This window comes from Prauserella shujinwangii (genome assembly GCF_003001955.1).
Taxonomy (GTDB): domain Bacteria; phylum Actinomycetota; class Actinomycetes; order Mycobacteriales; family Pseudonocardiaceae; genus Qaidamihabitans; species Qaidamihabitans shujinwangii.
The window spans coordinates 133,596-152,475 of the sequence record NZ_PVNH01000014.1 but is presented as its reverse complement, the minus strand read 5'-3'; the positions used below and the strand labels follow the sequence as shown (position 1 = coordinate 152,475).

16 protein-coding genes are annotated in these 18,880 nt (G+C 71.5%); 7 read left to right on the top strand and 9 right to left on the bottom strand.

Going from position 1 to position 18,880, the window contains the following annotated elements; translation table 11 throughout:
• Positions 1-2: 2 nt before the first annotated feature.
• From B0I33_RS28595 to B0I33_RS28585, 3 genes are read right to left on the bottom strand one after another with little or no spacing between them, the layout of a single operon-like run.
• Entirely contained in the window at positions 3-941 is a 939-nt protein-coding gene (locus B0I33_RS28595) for a carbohydrate ABC transporter permease (protein WP_181193487.1), read from the bottom strand.
• Positions 938-2,308, bottom strand: a complete 1,371-nt coding sequence (locus B0I33_RS28590; RefSeq protein ID WP_106182285.1) for an ABC transporter substrate-binding protein — start codon at positions 2,306-2,308, stop codon at positions 938-940. The genes B0I33_RS28595 and B0I33_RS28590 overlap by 4 nt, the downstream gene beginning before the upstream one ends.
• Before the next feature lie 44 nt (positions 2,309-2,352).
• The gene (locus B0I33_RS28585; RefSeq protein WP_106182283.1) at positions 2,353-3,348 is read right to left on the bottom strand and encodes a zinc-dependent alcohol dehydrogenase family protein; all 996 of its coding nucleotides are present in this window, start codon (positions 3,346-3,348) and stop codon (positions 2,353-2,355) included.
• A gap of 137 nt (positions 3,349-3,485) precedes the next feature.
• Between B0I33_RS28585 and B0I33_RS28580 the strand changes: the two genes are divergently transcribed.
• The gene (locus B0I33_RS28580; protein WP_106182281.1) at positions 3,486-4,487 is read left to right on the top strand and encodes a sugar-binding transcriptional regulator; all 1,002 of its coding nucleotides are present in this window, start codon (positions 3,486-3,488) and stop codon (positions 4,485-4,487) included.
• Positions 4,488-4,544: 57 nt separating this feature from the next.
• Here B0I33_RS28580 and B0I33_RS28575 read toward each other — a convergent pair whose 3' ends face one another.
• Complete coding sequence (locus tag B0I33_RS28575) at positions 4,545-5,165, bottom strand: YHS domain-containing protein (protein WP_181193486.1); 621 nt, start codon at positions 5,163-5,165, stop codon at positions 4,545-4,547.
• Positions 5,166-5,355: 190 nt separating this feature from the next.
• Between B0I33_RS28575 and B0I33_RS30760 the strand changes: the two genes are divergently transcribed.
• From B0I33_RS30760 to B0I33_RS28560, 3 genes are read left to right on the top strand one after another with little or no spacing between them, the layout of a single operon-like run.
• Entirely contained in the window at positions 5,356-6,495 is a 1,140-nt protein-coding gene (locus tag B0I33_RS30760; RefSeq protein WP_106182278.1) for a sensor histidine kinase, read from the top strand.
• Positions 6,492-7,154, top strand: a complete 663-nt coding sequence (locus tag B0I33_RS28565; protein ID WP_106182276.1) for a response regulator — start codon at positions 6,492-6,494, stop codon at positions 7,152-7,154. Before B0I33_RS30760 ends, B0I33_RS28565 begins: the two co-directional genes overlap by 4 nt.
• A 58-nt stretch (positions 7,155-7,212) precedes the next feature.
• Positions 7,213-8,154 (top strand): RluA family pseudouridine synthase, encoded by a 942-nt coding sequence (locus B0I33_RS28560; RefSeq protein ID WP_106182274.1) that lies wholly within the window; start codon positions 7,213-7,215, stop codon positions 8,152-8,154.
• 14 nt (positions 8,155-8,168) lie between these two features.
• On the opposite strand, the gene B0I33_RS28555 is transcribed toward B0I33_RS28560, so the two are convergent.
• The 3 genes from B0I33_RS28555 to B0I33_RS28545 form a co-directional block, all read right to left on the bottom strand.
• Positions 8,169-11,942: a DNA gyrase subunit A gene (locus B0I33_RS28555; protein WP_106182272.1), complete on the bottom strand. Its 3,774-nt coding sequence runs from the start codon at positions 11,940-11,942 to the stop codon at positions 8,169-8,171.
• Positions 11,943-11,958: 16 nt separating this feature from the next.
• Positions 11,959-14,016, bottom strand: coding sequence for a DNA gyrase/topoisomerase IV subunit B (locus tag B0I33_RS28550; RefSeq protein ID WP_106182271.1), 2,058 nt, complete (start codon positions 14,014-14,016; stop codon positions 11,959-11,961).
• Positions 14,017-14,167: 151 nt separating this feature from the next.
• Positions 14,168-15,196: a DNA polymerase IV gene (locus B0I33_RS28545; protein WP_106182269.1), complete on the bottom strand. Its 1,029-nt coding sequence runs from the start codon at positions 15,194-15,196 to the stop codon at positions 14,168-14,170.
• A 59-nt stretch (positions 15,197-15,255) separates the two neighbouring features.
• Between B0I33_RS28545 and B0I33_RS28540 the strand changes: the two genes are divergently transcribed.
• From B0I33_RS28540 to B0I33_RS28530, 3 genes are read left to right on the top strand one after another with little or no spacing between them, the layout of a single operon-like run.
• A complete protein-coding gene (locus tag B0I33_RS28540; RefSeq protein WP_106182268.1) occupies positions 15,256-15,492 on the top strand; it encodes a hypothetical protein in 237 nt (78 codons plus the stop codon).
• A 39-nt stretch (positions 15,493-15,531) separates the two neighbouring features.
• Positions 15,532-15,951 (top strand): CBS domain-containing protein, encoded by a 420-nt coding sequence (locus B0I33_RS28535; RefSeq protein ID WP_106182266.1) that lies wholly within the window; start codon positions 15,532-15,534, stop codon positions 15,949-15,951.
• A 47-nt stretch (positions 15,952-15,998) separates the two neighbouring features.
• Positions 15,999-16,919, top strand: a complete 921-nt coding sequence (locus tag B0I33_RS28530; RefSeq protein WP_106182264.1) for a ribonuclease Z — start codon at positions 15,999-16,001, stop codon at positions 16,917-16,919.
• Here the strand turns inward: B0I33_RS28530 and B0I33_RS28525 are convergent.
• Both B0I33_RS28525 and B0I33_RS28520 read right to left on the bottom strand, forming a co-directional pair.
• Positions 16,891-17,589, bottom strand: a complete 699-nt coding sequence (locus B0I33_RS28525; RefSeq protein ID WP_106182262.1) for an HAD-IA family hydrolase — start codon at positions 17,587-17,589, stop codon at positions 16,891-16,893. The genes B0I33_RS28530 and B0I33_RS28525 overlap by 29 nt on opposite strands.
• Entirely contained in the window at positions 17,586-18,641 is a 1,056-nt protein-coding gene (locus B0I33_RS28520; protein WP_181193493.1) for an alcohol dehydrogenase family protein, read from the bottom strand. Before B0I33_RS28520 ends, B0I33_RS28525 begins: the two co-directional genes overlap by 4 nt.
• Positions 18,642-18,880 lie beyond the last annotated feature (239 nt).

The following is an 18,880-nucleotide window of genomic DNA, read 5'->3' as shown; positions in this document are numbered from 1 at the left end:
CGTCACACCTCTTCCCGGAACAGGTTGGAGATGACCCGCAGGGCGAACGTCGCGATGATGATCGTCGCGACGACGACGAGCACCCCGGCGGCGGCCGCCTCGCCGACGTCGAAGGCCCGGAACGACTCCTGGTAGATGAAGTACGGCAGGTTGGTGGTGGCCTGCCCCGGCCCGCCCTGCGTGATCATGAAGATCGCGTCGAACGTCTGCACGATGAAGATCGAGCCGAGCAGGATGCCGAGCTCGATGAACTGCCGCAGGTGCGGCAGGGTGATGTAGCCGAACGTGGACCACGGCCCCGCACCGTCCACTGTGGCCGCCTCGAGGACCTCGGGGGACTGGCTCTGCAGTCCGGCCAGGACGATCAGCATCATGAACGGCGTCCACTGCCAGACCAGGACGAGGATGATCGACGCCATCGGGAACCGGCTGACCCAGTCGACGTTGTCGACGCCGAACGGGGAGAGCACCCAGTTGAGCAGGCCGAAGACCGGGTTGAAGATCGAGGTCTTCCACAGCAGCGCCGCGGCGGCGGGCATCACCAGAAACGGGGTGATGAGCAGCGTCCGCACGATGCTGCGGCCGAGGAACTTCTTGTCCAGCAGGATCGCCAGCCCGATGCCCAGCGCCATGGACAGCAGCACGGTGGACGCGGTGAGCACGACCGTGTTGAACACGGCGTTGCGGAACAGCCGGTCGCCGAGGACGTCCGCGTAGTTGGCGAGCCCGACGAACTCCCGCGATCCCGGCCGCAGCAGGTTCTGCGAGAACAGGCTGTAGAAGACCGTGAGCAGCATCGGGATCTGCGTCAGCACGATCGTGAGCAACAGGGCGGGCAGCAGCGGCCCCCGGCGGCGCCACCGCTGCGCCGCGGGGGGTTTCGGGGGTGGTGCCGGGCGGCGGCCCCGCGGGGCCGCCGCCCGGACGGTCGGTGCGGTCATTTCCGGTAGCCGCCCTCCGTGGCGGTCTGCTCGGCGTACCGCTGGGCCTTGGTCAGTGCCTCATCGACCGACTGCCTGCCCGCGATGGCCGCCGAGATCTCCTGCGAGACCGTGGTGCCCAGGTCCTGGAACTCGGGGATGGCCACGTACTGCACGCCGACCCAGGGCTGCGGATGCACGCCGGGCTGCCGGACGTCGACGTTCTGGATCGCGTTCAGCGTCGGCTCCGCGAACGCCTCCGCCGCCTGCTGGTACTCGGGGATCTCGTAGGTGGACTGCCTGCTGCCCGGCGGCACCCTCGTCCAGCCCAGCTCGTTGCCGACCAGCTTCATGTACTCCTTGGACGTGGCCCAGGAGATGAACTCCCACGCGGCGTCCTTCTGCTGCGAGGTCTCCGGGATCGCCAGCGACCACGCCCACAGCCAGCCGGACTTCTCGGTCTCCATCACCGGCGCGGGAGCGTAGCCGATCTTGCCGGCGACCTTGCTGTTCTTCGGGTCCTCCAGCGAGCTCGCGGCGACCGTCGCGTCGAACCACATGGCGGCGTTGCCCTGGCCCATCGCGGTCAGGCACTCGGAGAACCCGGCGTTGGGCGCGCCCGGCTGACCGTGCTCACGCACCAGGTCGACGTAGAACTGGACGGCCTCCTTCGTCTCCGGCGAGGTCAGCTTGGCGTTCCAGTTCTCGTCGTACCACTGCCCGCCGAAGGTGAGGATCATCGTGTTCAGCGGCGCGAGGACCTCGCCCCAGCCGGGCAGGCCGCGCAGGCAGATCCCGGCGGTGTCACTCGCCGGGTCGTCCAGCTTCGCGGCGAAGTCCGCGACCTGCTGCCACGTCGGCTGCTCCGGCATCGTCAGCCCGGCCTCGGCGAAGAGGTCCTTGCGGTACATCAGGAACGAGGACTCGCCGTAGAACGGTGCCGCGTACATCGTGTCCTCGTAGGACAGTGCCTCGCGCACCGGGGTGAGGATGTCGTCGACGTCGTACGCGGGGTCGCTCGCGTACTCGTCCAGCGGGGCGAGCCAGCCGTTCTCCGCCCAGATCGGCGTCTCGTAGGTGCCGATGGTGACCACGTCGTACTGGCCCGCCTGCGTCGCGATGTCCTGCGTCACGCGGTCGCGAAGCTCGTTCTCCGGCAGGATCACGAAGTCCAGGTTGATGTCCGGGTGGTCCTCCTCGAACCGCGCGCTGAGCTTCTCGATGTCCTGCATCTGCGGGTTGGCGACGGTCGCGATCGTGACGGTGCGCTCGCCGTCACCCCCGCCACCTCCTCCTGCGCCTGCGCACGCGGTCGCCAGCAACGGCAGCGTCGCCGCCATCGCCGCGAGCGCGAGCGGCGTCCTTCGGGCTCGGGAACGGGTTGTCATCAGGACCTCCTCGTCCTGTCCGGTGGGTGGTTGGCTGGCGGGCCTCAGGTGGCCGGGACGACCTGGACCTTCAGTCCCGCACCGCTGCGCATCAGGTCGAGCGCCTCGGGGTAGCGCTCCAGCGGGAGCGTGTGGGTGAGCAGTTCGGAGGTGTCGACGGCGCCCGTCGCCACCAGGTCGAGCGCGGCTCCGAAGCTGTGCAGCACGGCCATCGAGCCGACCACGGTGATCTCGTCGTTGTAGATGCGGAACGGCGAGAGCGACACGCGCGCCTCCTCGGGGGCGACGCCGAATACGAGCAGCCGCCCGCCGCGGCGCAGCGCGTCGAACGCGGCCTCGATGGCGGGCACGGCACCGGTGCAGTCGGCGGCCGCGTCGAACCGCTCCCCGTCCAGCTCCGCGGTGTCGCCCGCGACGGCGTGCGCGCCGAGCCGCCGTGCCCGGTCGAGCCGGGCCGTGTTCCGGTCGACAACCGTGACCACGGCGCCCGCCCGCTGCAGCAGCTGCTGCATGATCAGGCCCATCGTGCCCGCACCGAGGACGAGGAACCGCTCCCCCGCCTCGACCCCGACCCGGCGCACCCCGTGCACGGCGCACGAGACCGGCTCCACGAGGGCACCCTGCTGGTAGGTGAGCTCGTCGGGCAGGCGGTAGCAGGTCGCGGCGGGCACGGCGACGTACTCGGCGAAGGCACCGTTCACGGTGTCGCCGGTGGCGCCCCAGTTGGCACACAGGTTGCCGTGGCCCGACCGGCACGGGGTGCAGTACCCGCAGAACAGCGACGGGTCGACGGCGACGCGGTCGCCGATCCGCCAGTCGCCCGGCACGTCCGCGCCGAGCTCGACGATCTCCCCGGCGAACTCGTGGCCGGGCACGATCGGGTACGGCGTCGGCGGGAAGTGCCCGTCGGCGATGTGCAGGTCGGTCCCGCAGATACCGCAGGCGCCCACCCGCACGACGACCTGGGCATCGCCCGGTTTCGGATCGGGTACGTCACCGACCCGGACCCGTCCCGGCTGGTCGACGATCGCGGCTCGCATGCATTCTCACCTTTCACTGCCGTACCGCTCATATGAGCACGATGGGAACCATTCGTCGCATCGCATGTGCAGGCATTGAAAGACTTCCCCGGTGAAAACGTCAACCTTTCCAGCGAATCCGGTGCTATAGTGCTCATATGAGCAGGAGTAGGCGACCACTCGGCGTGGCCGAGGCAGTGCGGGCCGCATCGATCGCGCGCCGGTACTACCTCCAGGGCGCGACCAAGCTGGAGATCGCCGAGGAGTTCGGTCTCAGCCGGTTCAAGGTGGCCCGGATACTCGACGCGGCCAGGGAAGACGGGCTGATCAGGGTGGAGTTCGACATGCCGGCGCCGGTGGACCCGATCCTCGGTGACGACCTGCGCGCCGCCTACGGCCTGGAGCGCGCCCTGGTGCTCGAACGAGCAACTTCCCGGGGGCCGCGGACGGAGCTGCGCCGCCGGATCGGCGCGCTCGCCGCGCGCCTGCTCACCGAGATCGCCACCGACCGCGACGTCATCGGGCTGTCGTGGGCCCGCTCGGTAAACGTCATGACCGAGCTGATCGACACGCTGCCGCGGTGCCCGATCGTCCAGCTCTGCGGGGTCCAGGCCGGAATGGACATGCGCGACCGCTCGGTGGAGACGGTGAGCAGGCTCGCCGGGGTCTCCGGCGGCGCGGCGTACCCGATCTTCGCACCGCTGGTCCTGCCCGACAGCCGGACCACCGAGATCCTGCGCCGCCAGCCCGGCATCGCGGAGACGTTCAGCCAGTTCGGCAACCTCACCAAGGCGGTGGTCAGCATCGGGGCGTGGGAAGCCGGTGAGTCCACTGTGTACGACGCGCTGAGCCAGGCCGAACGGGACGCGATCAGCAAGCGCGGCGCGAAGGCCGAGGTCGCGGCCAGGCTGTACGACGCCGAAGGCAACCCCCTGTCGACCGGGCTGGCGCACCACGTGCTGGCGATCAGCGCCGAGGACCTGCACCGCGTGCCCGAGGTGATCGCGCTCGGCTACAGCCCGCCGAAGGCCGAGGCCGTGGATGCCGTGCTGCGCTCCGGCATGGTCTCCACGCTCATCACCGACGCGGAGACGGCGGCGCTGACCCTGGAACTCGCCACCCGCAGGCCCCTCCAGCCCCGCCCCCGCCGCGGGCAGTGAAGGCCACCTCCACTGCGCTGGGCGCAGTGGAGGTGGCCTTCACTGCCCGCCACCGGGTCAGGCGGCGGTGTGCTCCTCGGCGAACACCTCGTGACAGCCCTTGCTGCAGAAGGCGTAGCGCGTGCCCCCGTGCTCGGCGGTGGCCGCGGCGTGCTCGAACGGGACGGTCATGCCGCACACCGGGTCGAACCCCGTGCCGGGCGGCAGGCCCTCCGGCGACCGCGGCGACTCCCGGTGCGCCTTCGTGATCAGCTTGACCAGCTCCACCGAGCCGAGCACCCCGCCCATGGCGCCGATGCCGTCGTCCGGTACGCCGAGCACGTGGACCCACGCCACCGGCTCGGCCCGCAGCCGCTCCGGGCGGGAGTCCACCTCCGCCACCAGCGCCGAGAAGACCTTGATCACGTGCGGGGCCATCCCGTCCCGCCAGCTCTCCGGCACGCTGACCCGGAGGAGGTACGGCGGCGGGTCGCCCGGCTGCACCTCGCGCCCGGCGGTGTACCAGCCGTCCGTCTCGTGGAACAGCACGTGGCACAGCGACCGCGCGGCCTCGATGACCTCGTCCGGCGCGCCACTGTCCCCCGCCTGCATCACGTCGGTCACCAGCCGCCGGCCCAGCACGTGCCGCTGCTCCGGCCCGAGCGCGCCCTTCGGCACGAACACCTCGATGAACATCATGATCCGCATCTCCCTTCCGGTGACGCCTCGAGCCTCGCCCGCCGACGGCCCTCCGCGCGTCGCGCGGGGGAAGACAGTCTCCGCTGCTCCCCCGGCCGCAGCGCCCGGCCGGAAGTACTCCCCGGGGAGTACCCGCGACTGCCTCCCGGAAGGGAACGTGCACGTCAGCCGCGCGGGCTAGGGTTCGTCCATGGCGACCGACCAGGGGTGGCGCGCGTACGCGCGGGACGGGGCACTCACGCTCGGGGTGGTGGCGCTCGTCGTCGCCGACGCGGTGCTCGGCCCCGCCCGCCCCGGCGCGCTCGACTACACGCTGCTGCTGGCGGGGACCCTGCCGCTGGTGGCGCGCAACCGGGCGCCGCGGACGGTGCTGCTGGTGAGCCTCGCGCTCGTCTTCGCCTACACCGCCCGGGTGGAGCCGGGGCCGATCGCCACGACACCCGTGCTGATCGCGCTCTACACCGTGGTCGCCGTGGGGCACCGCGTGCTGGCCACGGTGGTCGTCGTCCCGCTGACCGCCTTCGCCGTGGCGGACAACCTGCTCTCGGCGCCGGAAGGCCCCGCGGCCCAGGCGGTCCAGGCCGCGATCCTGCCGGTGGGCTGGTTCGCGGCGGTGTTCGTGCTCGGCGAGGTCACCCGCGCCCGGCGCGCCTACCTGCGGCAGGCGGAGGAACGCGCGGCCGAGGCGGAGCGCACGCGGGAGGAGGTGGCGCTGCGCCGGGCGAGCGAGGAGCGGCTGCGCATCGCGCGGGAGCTGCACGACTCGCTGACCCACAGCATCTCGGTCATCACCGTGCAGGCGGGGGTGGGCGTCCACCTGGCCCGCAAACGCGGCGAGGAGGTGCCCCCGGCGCTGCTCGCCGTGCAGGAGGCCAGCCAGGAGGCGAGCCGGGAGTTGCGTGCGACGCTGGAGGTGCTGCGGGAGCCGGGCGACGCCCCGGACATCGGGCTCCGCAGCCTGCCCCAGCTCGTCGAGCGGGCTTCCGGCGCGGGAGTGCCCGTGACGCTGACCGTCGACGGTCCCGAGCGGTCCGTGCCGCCCGAGGTGGACCGGGCCGCCTACCGCATCGTCCAGGAGGCACTGACGAACGTGGCGCGGCACGCGAACGGAGCCTCGGCCACCGTGTGCGTCGGCTACGGCGACGGGACGCTCGTGCTGCGGATCGACGACGACGGTGCCGCCACCCCAGACGACGCCCCGGTGCCCGGCGCGGGGCTCACCGGCATGCGCGAGCGCGTGTCCGCGCTGGGCGGGCACCTGCGGGCGGAACCGCGCCGGGGCGGCGGGTTCACCGTCGAAGCCGAGCTGCCGCTGGAGGGCGTCTCGTGATCCGGATCCTGCTCGTCGACGACCAGCCGCTCATCCGGGCAGGGTTCCGCGCGCTGCTGGACGCCGAGGACGACATGACGGTGGTCGGCGAGGCGGCCGACGGTGCGGCGGGAGTCACGCTCGCGCGGGAGCACCGGCCGGACGTGGCGCTGGTCGACGCGCAGATGCCCGTGGTCGACGGCATCGAGGCCACCCGGCGGATCGCGGCCGACCCGGACCTGTCCCGCGTGCACGTGGTGATGCTGACCAACTACGGCTTCGACGAGTACGTGTTCGCCGCCCTGCGTGCCGGGGCCTGCGGGTTTCTCGTGAAGGACAGCGAACCGGCCGACCTGATCGCGGCGGTCCGGGTGGCCGCCCGCGGGGACGCGCTGCTGTCGCCCTCGATCACGCGCAAGCTGATCAGCGAGTTCGTCTCCCGCCCTCCGGAGGCGCGGGCGAGCGTGGGCATGGACGTGCTCACCCGCCGCGAGCGGGAGGTCGTGGCCCTGGTGGCGCGCGGGCTGTCCAACGACGAGATCGCCACGCACATGGTGATCAGCCCCACCACCGCGAAGACGCACGTGAGCCGGGCGATGGTGAAGCTGCGCGCGAGGGACCGCGCCCAGCTGGTGGTGTTCGCCTACGAGGCCGGCCTGGTCACCCCGAGGCGGTCGTGACCGTTTCCGGGTTCTCGCCACGTCGTCCACTGCCCGAACCCGGCTACAGTGCCGGGTGATGACACGCAGGCCCGCTTCCCCGCTGCCGCCGAGGCACGGGCTCGACGCCGCCCGGTTCCGGCTGCCCGCCGACGGGCACTGGGCGACGATCCGGGACCACCTCGTCGACCGGATCCCCCGGCTGCCGCCGCGGCGGATCGACGCGATGCTGCGCGAGGGACGGATCGTGGGCCTGGACGGGCCGATCACGACGGACACGCCGTACGCGCCGAACACCTACCTCTGGTTCCACCGCGACCTGCCGGACGAGGTCCCGGTGCCGTTCGACATCGGCGTCGTGCACCGCGACGACGACCTCGTGGTGGCCGACAAGCCGCACTTCCTGGCCACGATCCCCCGCGGCAGGCACGTGCTGGAGACCGCGCTCGTGCGGCTGCGCCGCGACCTCGGCCTGCCCCTGCTCAGCCCCGCGCACCGGCTCGACCGCGTCACCGCCGGGCTGGTCCTGTTCGTCACCCGCCCCGAGCTGCGCGGCCCCTACCAGACGCTGTTCCGCGACCGCGCGGTGCGCAAGGAATACGAGGCCGTGGCGCCGTACGATCCGGCGCTGCGGCTGCCGCGCACCGTGCGCAGCCGGATCGTCAAGGAACGCGGCGTCCTCACGGCGCGGGAAGTGCCCGGCGAGCCGAACGCCGAGACCCACGTGGAACTACGGGAACACCGCGACGGCCTGGGCCGCTACCGGTTGCGGCCGGAGACCGGCCGCACCCACCAGCTGCGGGTGCACATGAGCGGGCTCGGCGTGCCGATCCTCGGGGACACGTTCTACCCCGAGCTCACCGAAACCGCGCTCGACGACTTCCGCCGTCCGCTGCAACTGCTCGCCAGGACGCTGGAGTTCACCGACCCGCTCTCCGGCGCGCCGCGCCGCTTCGACAGCCGTCTCCGGCTGCGAGCGTGGACCGACTACGCCGCGTGGGCGGGGGACGCGCCCGCCTGAGCGCGGGACTCGCGTCAGCCGCGTTCGATCAGGTGGCCGACCACGTCCGGTCCGGGGTGCGCCGCACCGGAGCCGTCGCGGCGCGGGTCCGGCTCGGGCAGCTCCACGGCCTCGCCGTTCCTCGTGGCTCCGGCGGGGCGGGGCCCGATCCAGGCCACGGTGACCTCGGACTCTCCCTTGAGGAACCGGTGCGCGCGGACACCGCCGGTCGCCCTTCCCTTGGCCGGGTACTCCGAGAACGGCGTCGTCTTCACGGTCGCGCCCGTGGCCGTGACCACCATCGGCTCGCCGTGTTCCGCGTCGTCGGTGCGCACCGCGCCGAAGAACACCACGTGCGCACCCGCGGGCAGGTTGATACCGGCGACGCCGCCGCTCTTGAGCCCTTGCGGCCGCACGAGCGAGGCCTCGTAGCGGAGCAGCGACGCGGCGGACGAAACGAACGCGAGCGTCTCCGCCCCGTCGGAGAGCCAGCTCGCGCCGACCACCTCGTCGCCGTCCTTCAGCGTGATCACGTCGAACTCGTCGGCCCGCACCGGCCACTCCGGCGAGCACACCTTCACGATCCCGCGCCGGGTGCCGAGCGCCAGCCCGGGTGAGCCCTCGGCCTGCGCACCGACCGGCGCGATGCCCACCACCCGCTCGCCCTTCTCCAGCGGCACCAGCTCCCGCGCGGGCATCCCGCCGCGCAGCGACACCGTGCCCGCCTGTTCGGGCAGCACCGGCAGCGGCAGCACGTCGGTCTTCACGGCCCGCCCCCGGCTGGTGATCAGCAGCACCTGGCCCCGGGCCGTCGAGTGCACGAGCGAGGCCACCGCGTCGTGCCGGGTCCGGCCGCTGCGCCTGCGCCCCTCGGTGACCTCCTCCGACTCGGCCGCCGTCCGCGCCACCAGGCCGGTCGCCGAGAGGATCACCTGGCACGGATCGTCGGCGATCTCCAGCGGCCCGGCCGGCTTGGACGCCTCCAGGACCTCCTTGAGGTCGCCGTCGACGAGGGCCGTGCGCCGCTCCGTCGGGAAGTCCTTGGCGATCTGCGCCAGCTCCTGCGAGACGACCTTCTTCAGCACCGACTCGTCGTCGAGGATCTTCGTCAGCTCGGCGATCTCCGCGCGCAGCCTGTCCTGCTCGGCCTCCAGCTCGATCTTGTCGTACTTGGTGAGCCGCCGCAGCGGGGTGTCGAGGATGTAGGTGGCCTGGATCTCGGACAGGGCGAACCGCTTCATCAGGCCCTCCTTCGCGGCCTGGGCGTTCTCGCTGCCCCGGATGAGCCGGATCACCTTGTCGATGTCGAGCAGTGCCTTGAGCAGGCCCTCCACCAGGTGCAGGCGCTCCTCACGCTTGCGCCTGCGGTAGCGGGTGCGCCGCGTCACGACGTCGTAGCGGTGGGCGAGGAAGACCTCGAGCAGCTGCTTGAGGCCCAGCGTCCTCGGCTCCCCCTCCACCAGCACGAGGTTGTTGATGCCGAACGACTGCTCCAGCGGGGTGAGCCGGTAGAGGTCGGCCAGCAGCGCCTGCGGGTTCACCCCGACCTTGCACTCGATCACCAGCCTGGTGCCGTTCTCCCGGTCGGTGAGGTCCTTGACGTCGGCGATGCCGGTGAGCCGCTTGGACTTGTTCACCTCGTCGGTGATCTTCTCGATCACCTTCTCCGGGCCCACCCCGTACGGCAGTTCGGTGACGGTGATGGCCTGCCTGCCCCGGCTGCCCTCCAGCGGGCCGGTCTCCACCTTGGCCCGCATGCGCACCACACCGCGGCCCGTCTCGTACGCGCGGCGGACCTCGTCGAGACCGAGCAGCAGGCCACCGGTCGGCAGGTCGGGCCCGGGCACGAACTCCATGAGCTTGTCCAGCGACGCGTTCGGGTGGTTGATGAGCCACCGCGCCGCCCTGATGACCTCGCTCATGTTGTGCGGGATCATGTTGGTCGCCATGCCCACCGCGATCCCGGACGTGCCGTTGACCAGCAGGTTCGGGAACGACGCGGGCAGCACCGTCGGCTCGGCCAGTGAGCCGTCGTAGTTGGGCCGGAAGTCGACGGTCTCCTCGCCGAGCTCCCCGACCAGCAGCATCGCCTCGGGCGACATGCGCGCTTCCGTGTTGTGGTTGACGAACCCGCCTGCCAGGAAGGAATGGTCGTCGGAGTCCACGCGGACCGAGTACACCTCGGCCGGCTCCGCCGCCTTCGCCTCGGTGACCTCCTCGAACCGGTAACCGGAGTCCATGACGGGGAGGATGGTGGCGAGGATCTCGGGATCCTTGATCCGGTCGATGATCCGCAGCCGTTCGGTCTCCCAGCGTTCGATCCGGTCGAAGTTGTGCTGTGTCAACCACTTCCGGCCGCTGCCGCGCGTGTCGACATCGAGCGCGCCGCGCACGTAGTCCGCGACGAACGGGACGTGGTCCTGGCTGAGCCGGTGCGGGCGCAATGGCGAACGAGCCAGCAGCTCACGTAGTTGTTCTTGCTTGGTCTTGAGGAAGCCGATCCGCTCCGCGAAGCCCCTGACGTTCCGCAGTCCGGAGACGACCAGCCGGTACTCGATCGAGCCATTGGGCCGCGTGTAGTGGCGGTTCCGGGCGATGACACCGAACTCGGCGAGAAGCTCCTGGAGTTCCTGGGCGAGCCGCGCACTGTAGGTGCTGTACTGGATCGTCCATGAACCCTTGGCTAGTCGCACGCCGCCGTCGCCCTCGAACGCGGCCATGAGGAAGGCCCGCTTCACCCCCCAGCCGCCGGTCCACACGAACTCGGGAACGAACTTCTCCCGCGCCTGGTGACCGATGAACTCGGCGAGCGGACTCGCCCGGAAGGCGTCCATTGCCCCGGCATAGTCCTGGATGTCGAGTTCGTGGATCAGCTTGCGGTCGCGGCGGGTCCGCCGCTGGGACACGTACCGCGTTCCGCCGACGACCTGGTCGTAGGCATGCAGCACCTCACCGAAGAAGTGCTCGTCGGCATTGTTGAAACCGGCGCGGGTATCGGAGGCGAACCCCTCGGACACCCAGGCACCGGCCAGCACCCCGAGCATGTACTCCCGTGCGGTCGGAACGACCTGGAGCCATGCGTTCCGGGCGACGCACACCACGGTGCCGGGCTGGATCTCGTCCAGCCTGCGCCACTGGAAGAGCGGAACTCCCATCGGAGCCTCGAGGCAGAGCACCAGGTGGTTCTCACTTCCCCTGAGGGAGAACCCGGACCTCGTCGTGATCCGCCGGGTCGGATGGACACCCGAGTTGAACACCTTGCTCACCCGGACGCTCTTGCCGTCCTTGTCCAGGACCTCGAAATCCGCGTCGGCCTCCGAGTCGGCGGGCAGGTCCACCAGGTCCCCGATACGCGGGCTCGAGCCGTCCGCGAGCCGGATCCGCGTGTCGCCCGTCACGCAGTACCGCGAGGCGGCCGGTCCGTCGTCCGGGGAACCGAAGTTGCCGTGCCCGTCCACCAGCGGCACGTTCATCGAGAAGTCCTGCGCCAGCCGCACCATCGCGTCGTAGATCGCGGCGTCGCCGTGCGGGTGGTAGCGGCCCATGACATCACCGACCACACGGGACGACTTCACGTACGCGTGCGTCGGCCGGTAGCCGTTCTCGTTCATCGAGAACAGGATCCGGCGGTGCACCGGCTTGAGGCCGTCCCGCGCGTCCGGCAGCGCACGCGAGTGGATGACCGAGTAGGCGTACTCCAGGTACGAGTCCTCGATCTCGGTCTTCACCGGGTTGTCGAAGACCTGCGCGCCCGGCTGGTCGAACGCGGCCGGATCGACCCGGGTGACTGTGCTCTTCCGGCGTGCCATGGCTTTCCGAAACTCCTCAGATGTCGATCGCGGCCTGGTCCACGCGGGCGGCCGAGGCGATCAGCCAGTTGCGGCGTGGCTCGACCTTCTCCCCCATGAGCAGCTCGAGCGCGGCCTCCGCGGCGTCGGCGTCGTCGAGCGTGATGCGGCGCACCGAGCGGGTCGCCGGGTTCATCGTGGTCTCCCACAGCTCGTCGGCGTCCATCTCGCCGAGTCCCTTGAACCGGGGAACCGGCTTGTCGACCTTCTTGCCCGCCGCCTCCAGCTCGGCGACCACGGCCTCCATCTCGCGCTCGGTGAACGTGTAGCGCGTCTCCCCGTTACGGCCCTTGGTGACCACCTTGTGCAGCGGCGGCATGGCGGCGTAGAGCCTGCCCTCCTCGATCACCGGCCGCATGTACCTGGCGAAGAGCGTGATGAGCAGCGTCCGGATGTGCGAACCGTCCACATCGGCGTCCGCCATCAGGATCACCCGCCCGTAGCGCATCGACGAAGAGTCGAACGTCCGGCCGGTGCCCGCGCCGAGCACCTGCACGATCGACGCGATCTCGGCGTTCTTCAGCGCGTCGCCGAGCCCCGCCTTCTGCACGTTGAGGATCTTGCCGCGCAGCGGCAGCAGCGCCTGGTACTCCGAAACGCGCGCCATCCGCGCGGACCCGAGCGCGCTGTCGCCCTCGACGAGGAACAGCTCGCTGCGGGAGACCCCGGTGGTGCGGCAGTCGACCAGCTTGGCCGGCATCGCGGCGCCCTCCAGCGCCGTCTTGCGCCGGGCGGCGTCCTTTTGCTGCTTCTGCGCCAGCCGCACCCGCGAGGCCTCGACGATCTTCTGCAGGACCGTCTTGGCCTCCGCCTTCGTCCTCCGGTGCTCGGTCCAGGCCTTGATCTCCTTCTCCACCAGCCCCTGCACGACCTTCGTGATCCCGGCGGTGGACAGCTCGTCCTTGGTCTGCGAGGTGAACTGCGGCTCCGGCATCCGGACGTGGATGACCGCCGTCATCCCCTCCTGGACGTCGTCCAGCAGGGGCGGGTCCTCCTTCGGCTTGAGCAGGCCACGGGTCTTGGCCACGGCCTCCTGCAGTGCCTTCACGGTGGCCCGGTCGAATCCCCTGCGGTGGGTTCCACCGTGGACGTTGCGAATGGTGTTGGTGAAACACTCGACGGTGCGCTCGTACCCGGTGCCCCAGCGGAACGCGATCTCGACCTCCGCCTTGCGTTCCACATTGGACTGCATGACGCCGTTCTCGTCCGCGGCGTTCTCCTTGTACGTGCCCTCACCCTTGACGAGCAGCGTCCCGGACACCGGGCGGTCTCCCGCGGGGGCGAGGTACTCGACCATGTCCATGATCCCGTGGGGATAGTGGAAGGTCTCCTCGTTGATCGCCCCTTCGGTGGCCGTGCGCAGCACGTAGGTCACCCCGGGGACCAGGAAGGCGGTGTGCCGCAGCTTCGACCTGACCTCCTCGGGGTCGAGGCGGGCGCCGTTCTCGAAGTAACGGGCGTCGTGCCAGTACCGGGTGGACGTCCCGGTCCGCTCGCCCCGCTTCATCTTGCGGACCACCCGCAGTCCGGACTGCGGCGTGAACTTCGCCTTGGGGCCCGGCCCGTCGAACACACCGGGCTTGCCGCGCGCGAAGGAGATCTCGTGCACCTTGCCGTCCCGCTTGACGGTGACGTCGAAGCGCAGGGACAGCGCGTTGACGGCCGAAGCGCCCACCCCGTGCAGGCCGCCCGAGGTCTTGTAGCCGGAGCCGCCGAACTTGCCGCCCGCGTGCAGGCGGGTGAGCACGAGCTCGACCCCGGACAGCCCCGACTTGGCGTGCTTTCCGGTGGGGATGCCGCGCCCGTCGTCGTCCACCTGGACGCTGCCGTCCGCGTGCAGCGTCACCACGACCTTCGTCGCGTGCCCGGCGACGCCCTCGTCGGTGGAGTTGTCGACGATCTCGGTGAACAGGTGGTTCACCCCGCGGCTGTCGGTGGACCCGATGTACATGCCGGGCCGCTTCCGAACCGCCTCGAGACCCTCCAGGTGGGTCAGGTCGTCGGCCCCGTAGAAGGTCTCAGCAGAAGCAGTCACAGGGTCGCTCTCCCGGATCTGGCACGGTCTGGCACGTGGGACGCGTGGCGTACGCGCGCTGCAGGCTATCGTAACCGCACCCGGTCGAACAGGTATTCGATCCCGGCGCGCCGTCGTGAGTGAGAAACGTCGTTCTAACCACGTTTCTCACTCACGAGCCGAACTCCGCGCGCACGCCGAGCAGCCGGACGGGCCGGGTCAGCTCGAACCGGCCGAGCACGGTGAGCGCGGCCCGTTCCAGTTCGGCCGCGTCGCTCGTGGGGGTGGCGAGGGTCATACTGCGCGTGCGGGTGTCGAACGGAGCGAACCGCACCTTCACGGCGACCCGGGCCGCGGGCCGCTCCTCGTCGGCGACGTCCCGCGCGACCCGCCGCGCGAGCACGGCCACCTGCTCGCGGATCTCGCCGGGCTCGGTGAGGTTGCGCTGGAACGTCGTCTCCCTGCTGCGGGACCGGGGCACGTACGGCGTGGCCTCGACGGTGGTGCTGCCGCCGCCGCGGGCGAGGACGCGGTACCACGGCCCCAGGTTCGGGCCGAACCGCGCGGCGAGGTCGCCGGGATCGGCCGTCGCCAGCCGCGCGACCGTGGTCAGGCCGGCCTCGGACAGTTTCCGCGCGGTTTTCGGGCCGATGCCCCAGAGCGCGTCCGGCGGCCGCCCGGCCATCACCTCCACCCAGTTGTCCCTGGTCAGCCGGTAGATCCCGGCGGGCTTGGCGAACCCGGTGGCGAGCTTCGCCCGCAGCTTGTTGTCGCCGATGCCCACCGAGCAGGACAGTCCGGTCTCCTCGGCGACCACGGCTCGCACGCGGTGGGCGAGCGCTTCCGGATCGGCCGTGCGCGCGCCGAGGAACGCCTCGTCCCAGCCGAGGATCTCCACCACGACGGGGAGGGTGCGCAGCACCGCCATCACCCGCTCCGAGACCTCCTCGTAGGCGCTGTGGTCAGCGGGCAGGAACACCGCGCCGGGGCAGCGTTTCGCCGCGGTGCGCAGCGGCATGCCCGACCGGACTCCGAACTCGCGGGCCTCGTACGACGCCGTCGCGACGACGGCCCGCTCGCCAGGGTCGCCCGAGCCACCGACGACAACCGGGAGTCCGCGCAGCTCCGGATGCCGCGCGATCTCGACCGCCGCGATGAACTGGTCGAGGTCCACGTGCAGGATCCAGTCCGCTGTAGACACGCGTCCAGTATCGCTCTCGGGACGGTTGCGCGGAGCCGCGCGGCGGGTAACCCACGGAGATGAGTGAGGAGAACAGGCCGCGTCCACGCGACCAGCAGGAGTACGTCGACGAGGTGGCCGAGCGTGAGCAGGGCAGGGCGGCGCCCGTGGAGAACGACGCGGGCGTGCTCGACGAGCCCGAGGCCCAGCCCGGCCGCAGCGCCGTGTCCCGGCGCACGAAGGAGGCCCGCGCCACGCCCAAGACCGACGAGGAGGTTGGGTCCACCGAGCACGCGGGTACCCGCCGACCACGGTGAACCCGAACGAACCGCTACGACAGCGAAGGAGGGGAGAACATGGCTCAGCTCGTGCGTGAGCTCATGACCTCCGATCCCGAGACCCTGCCGGTCGACGCCACGGTGCAGCAGGCGGCCCAGCGCATGCGCGACCGCGGCATCGGCGACGTGCTGGTCATCGAGGACGGCAGGTTGTGCGGCATCGCCACCGACCGCGACATCGTGGTCCGCGCGCTGGCCGAGCGCGAGGACCTGTCCGGCACCCGCCTCGGCGAGGTGTGCAGCGAGCAGATCGTCACGGCCTCGCCGAACGAGGATGCGGACAACGCCATCGCGCGGATGCGGGAGCACGCGATCCGGCGGATCGCGGTCGTCGACGAGGGGCGCCCGGTGGGCGTGCTGTCGATCGGCGACGCCGCCGTGGAGCGGGACCCCCGCTCGGCGCTCGGCGACATCAGCGCCGCCAGGGCGAACGCCTGACCAGGCACGGACCGCGGCCGGCGCGGTGACGGCCTAGGGTCGTCGCCGTGTCGGCCCGGGAACTGGTCGTGCTGGGCACCGCGAGCCAGGCGCCCGCACGCGACCGCAACCACAACGGCTACTTCCTCCGCTGGGACACCGAGGGGCTGCTGTTCGACCCCGGTGAGGGCACCCAGCGGCAACTGCTGTTCGCGGGTGTACCGGCGAGCGCGATCACCCGCCTCTGTGTCACCCACTTTCACGGGGATCACTGCCTCGGCGTGCCCGGGATCGTGCAGCGGCTGTCCCTCGACGCCGTGGCGCACCCCGTGGCCGCGCACTACCCGGCCTCCGGCGCGGAGTACTTCGCCCGGCTGCGGCGCGCCAGCGTGTTCCACGAGCGGGCGACGCTCGCCGAGGCACCCGTGACGGGCGAGGGCACGATCGCGACCGGCGGGTTCGGCGAGTTGCGGGCCCGGCGGCTCGACCACCCCGTCGAGTCGTTCGGCTACCAGCTCACCGAACCGGACGGCAGGCGCATGCTGCCCGACCGGCTCGCCCGGTTCGGCGTGCACGGGCCGGACGTGGGCAGGCTCCAGCGGGAGGGCGGGCTGCGCGTCGGCGACCGCACCGTCACGCTCGCCGAGGTCAGCGCGCCCCGTCCCGGGCAGCGCTTCGCGTTCGTCATGGACACCCGCCTGTGCGACGGCGCGTTCGCGCTGGCGGAGGGTGCCGACCTGCTGGTGATCGAGTCGACGTTTCTCTCGGCGGACGCCGGGCTGGCCGCGGAGTACGGCCACCTCACCGCCGCGCAGGCGGGCCGCATCGCCGCGGAGTCCGGGGTGCGCAGGCTCGTGCTCACCCATTTCTCGCAGCGCTACACCGAGCCGGAGGAGTTCCGCGCCGATGCGGCCCGGGAGTTCGGCGGCGACATCGTGGTGGCCGCCGACCTGATGCGCGTCAGCGTGCCGCGGCGGCGAGGGCGCTGAGTTCGGCGAGCGAGCGCAGATGGAGGTCGGGCGTGGTGACCACGGTGGCCTCCGGGGTGGCTCCGGAGCCCGGCCTGCCGTGCCCCCGCTCGATCCAGCACACCCGCAGGTCGGCTGCCCTGGCGGCCCCGATGTCGTGGTACTGGCTCTGCGCCACGTGCAGGTGGTCCGCGCGACGGTAGCCGTGCACGGACTGCCTGCCGAGGCAGTAGGCGAACACGCGGAGGTCCGGCTTGTTCACGCCGGCGTCCTCGGCGGTGACGATGTCGTCGAACGGCTCACCGAGCGTGGTGGCGAAGTGGCCCGCGGCCCAGTTGTCGGCGTTGGTGAGCGCCACCAGGCGGAACCGCGTGCGCAGCGCGCGCAGTGCGGTCACCGCGTCGGGAAAGGCGGGCCAGCGGGGGATGGACGCGCGCAGGGCGGGCCCCTGGCCGGGCGGGAGGCCGAGCTCGCCCGCCATCCGCTCGTACACCGGCTCGAGCATCTGGGTGAACGGCAGCTCCGGGGTGAGCCGCTGCTGCCGGTCCTCGGCCCGGCCGAACGCGGCGAGGACGTCGGCGCCGGGCACGGCCGGGGCGAGCGGCCGGACGGCGTCGAGGATGCCCTGCTCGAAGTCGACGAGCGTGCCGACGACGTCGAACGTCAGCACGCGGTGGTCGGCGAGGTTCACCGGTGCACCTCCCCGGGGACGACGGCGAGCTTGCCGAAGAACTCCTTGCGGGTGAAGTGCTCCTGCGCCCGCCCGAGCTCGGCCAGCGGGTAGGTGCCCGCCAGCAGGGGTTGGAGCTCGCCTGCCTCGATGTGGGCGAGCACCTCCCGGAAGTCCTCGTGGGTGCCGAAGGACGAGCCGACGAGGCGCAGCTGTCGCAAGTAGACGGTACGCAGGTCGGCCTCGACGAGCGGGCCCGCGATCGCGCCCGCGACGACGTAGCGGCCGAGCGGGCCGAGCACGCGCAGCAGGGCGGGGAACAGCGGCCCCGCGACGACGTCGGCGACCACGTCCGGCCGCTCCCCGCCGAGCGCGGCGACGACGTCCGCGCCGAGGTCGGCGGTGTCCCGGTCCACCGTCGCGTGCGCGCCGAGCCATGCGGCGCGTTCGCGTTTACCCGTCCCGGCCACGGCGACCACCCGCGCGCCGCGGGCGACGGCCAGCTGGATCAGCGCCGAGCCGACCCCGCCCGAGGCGCCGGTGACCAGCACGGTCTCCCCCGCCGTCACCCCGGCACGGCGCAGCATCCGCAAAGCGGTCGTGTAGGCGGTGGGGAACGTGGCCAGCTCGGCGTCGGCGAGCGGGCTGTCGACCGCGTGGGCGTTGGCCGAAGGCACGGTGACCAGTTCGGCGAACCCGCCGTCCCGCTCGCTGCCGAGGTAGTCGGTGGTGACGAGCTCCCGCTCGCCGCCGTCGTAGAGCATCGGGTCGACGAGCACCCGTTCGCCGATCCGCGTCTCGGGCACGCCCGTGCCGACGCGGTCGACGCGGCCCGCGACGTCGGCGCCCTGGATCCGGGGGAACCGCAGCGGCTCGCGGCGCCAGCCCGCCTGGGCGCCGGGGTCGTCCGGCGAGCCGTAGGCCCCCTGCCTGGTCCAGATGTCGGTGTTGTTCAGCGCCGCCGCGCCGACGCGGACGCGCACCTCGCCCGGACCCGGCTCCGGATCGGGCACGTCCTCCCGGTACTCCAGCTTCTCCGGCCCGCCGAACCCCGTGAGCAGCACGGCTCGCACCGCGAACACCTCCTGACTATACCGACCGGTATGTTTACCTACTCAGTGAAACCACGTCCCCTGCGCGCTGTCAACCCGGATGTCATGACCGAAGCGGAAAGGTTGCGTGCGGTGAGCAAGTGCCAGGCGGGCATGAAAGAGCCCGCTCAACCGGCCTGGGGGTCACCGGGAGCGGGCATCGCCCATCCTACCTGATGTCGCACAAGTTGGAACCACGATTTTGTCCTCCGGCACTATTT

Coding starts and splice junctions, on each gene's coding strand:
- B0I33_RS28560 (WP_106182274.1), top strand. CDS start 7,213: ATGACACGCAGGCCCGCTTCCCCGCTGCCGCCGAGGCACGGGCTCGAC.
- B0I33_RS28575 (WP_181193486.1), bottom strand. CDS start 5,165: ATGATGTTCATCGAGGTGTTCGTGCCGAAGGGCGCGCTCGGGCCGGAG.
- B0I33_RS28555 (WP_106182272.1), bottom strand. CDS start 11,942: ATGGCACGCCGGAAGAGCACAGTCACCCGGGTCGATCCGGCCGCGTTC.
- B0I33_RS28535 (WP_106182266.1), top strand. CDS start 15,532: ATGGCTCAGCTCGTGCGTGAGCTCATGACCTCCGATCCCGAGACCCTG.
- B0I33_RS28595 (WP_181193487.1), bottom strand. CDS start 941: ATGACCGCACCGACCGTCCGGGCGGCGGCCCCGCGGGGCCGCCGCCCG.
- B0I33_RS28590 (WP_106182285.1), bottom strand. CDS start 2,308: ATGACAACCCGTTCCCGAGCCCGAAGGACGCCGCTCGCGCTCGCGGCG.
- B0I33_RS28540 (WP_106182268.1), top strand. CDS start 15,256: ATGAGTGAGGAGAACAGGCCGCGTCCACGCGACCAGCAGGAGTACGTC.
- B0I33_RS28580 (WP_106182281.1), top strand. CDS start 3,486: ATGAGCAGGAGTAGGCGACCACTCGGCGTGGCCGAGGCAGTGCGGGCC.
- B0I33_RS28585 (WP_106182283.1), bottom strand. CDS start 3,348: ATGCGAGCCGCGATCGTCGACCAGCCGGGACGGGTCCGGGTCGGTGAC.
- B0I33_RS30760 (WP_106182278.1), top strand. CDS start 5,356: ATGGCGACCGACCAGGGGTGGCGCGCGTACGCGCGGGACGGGGCACTC.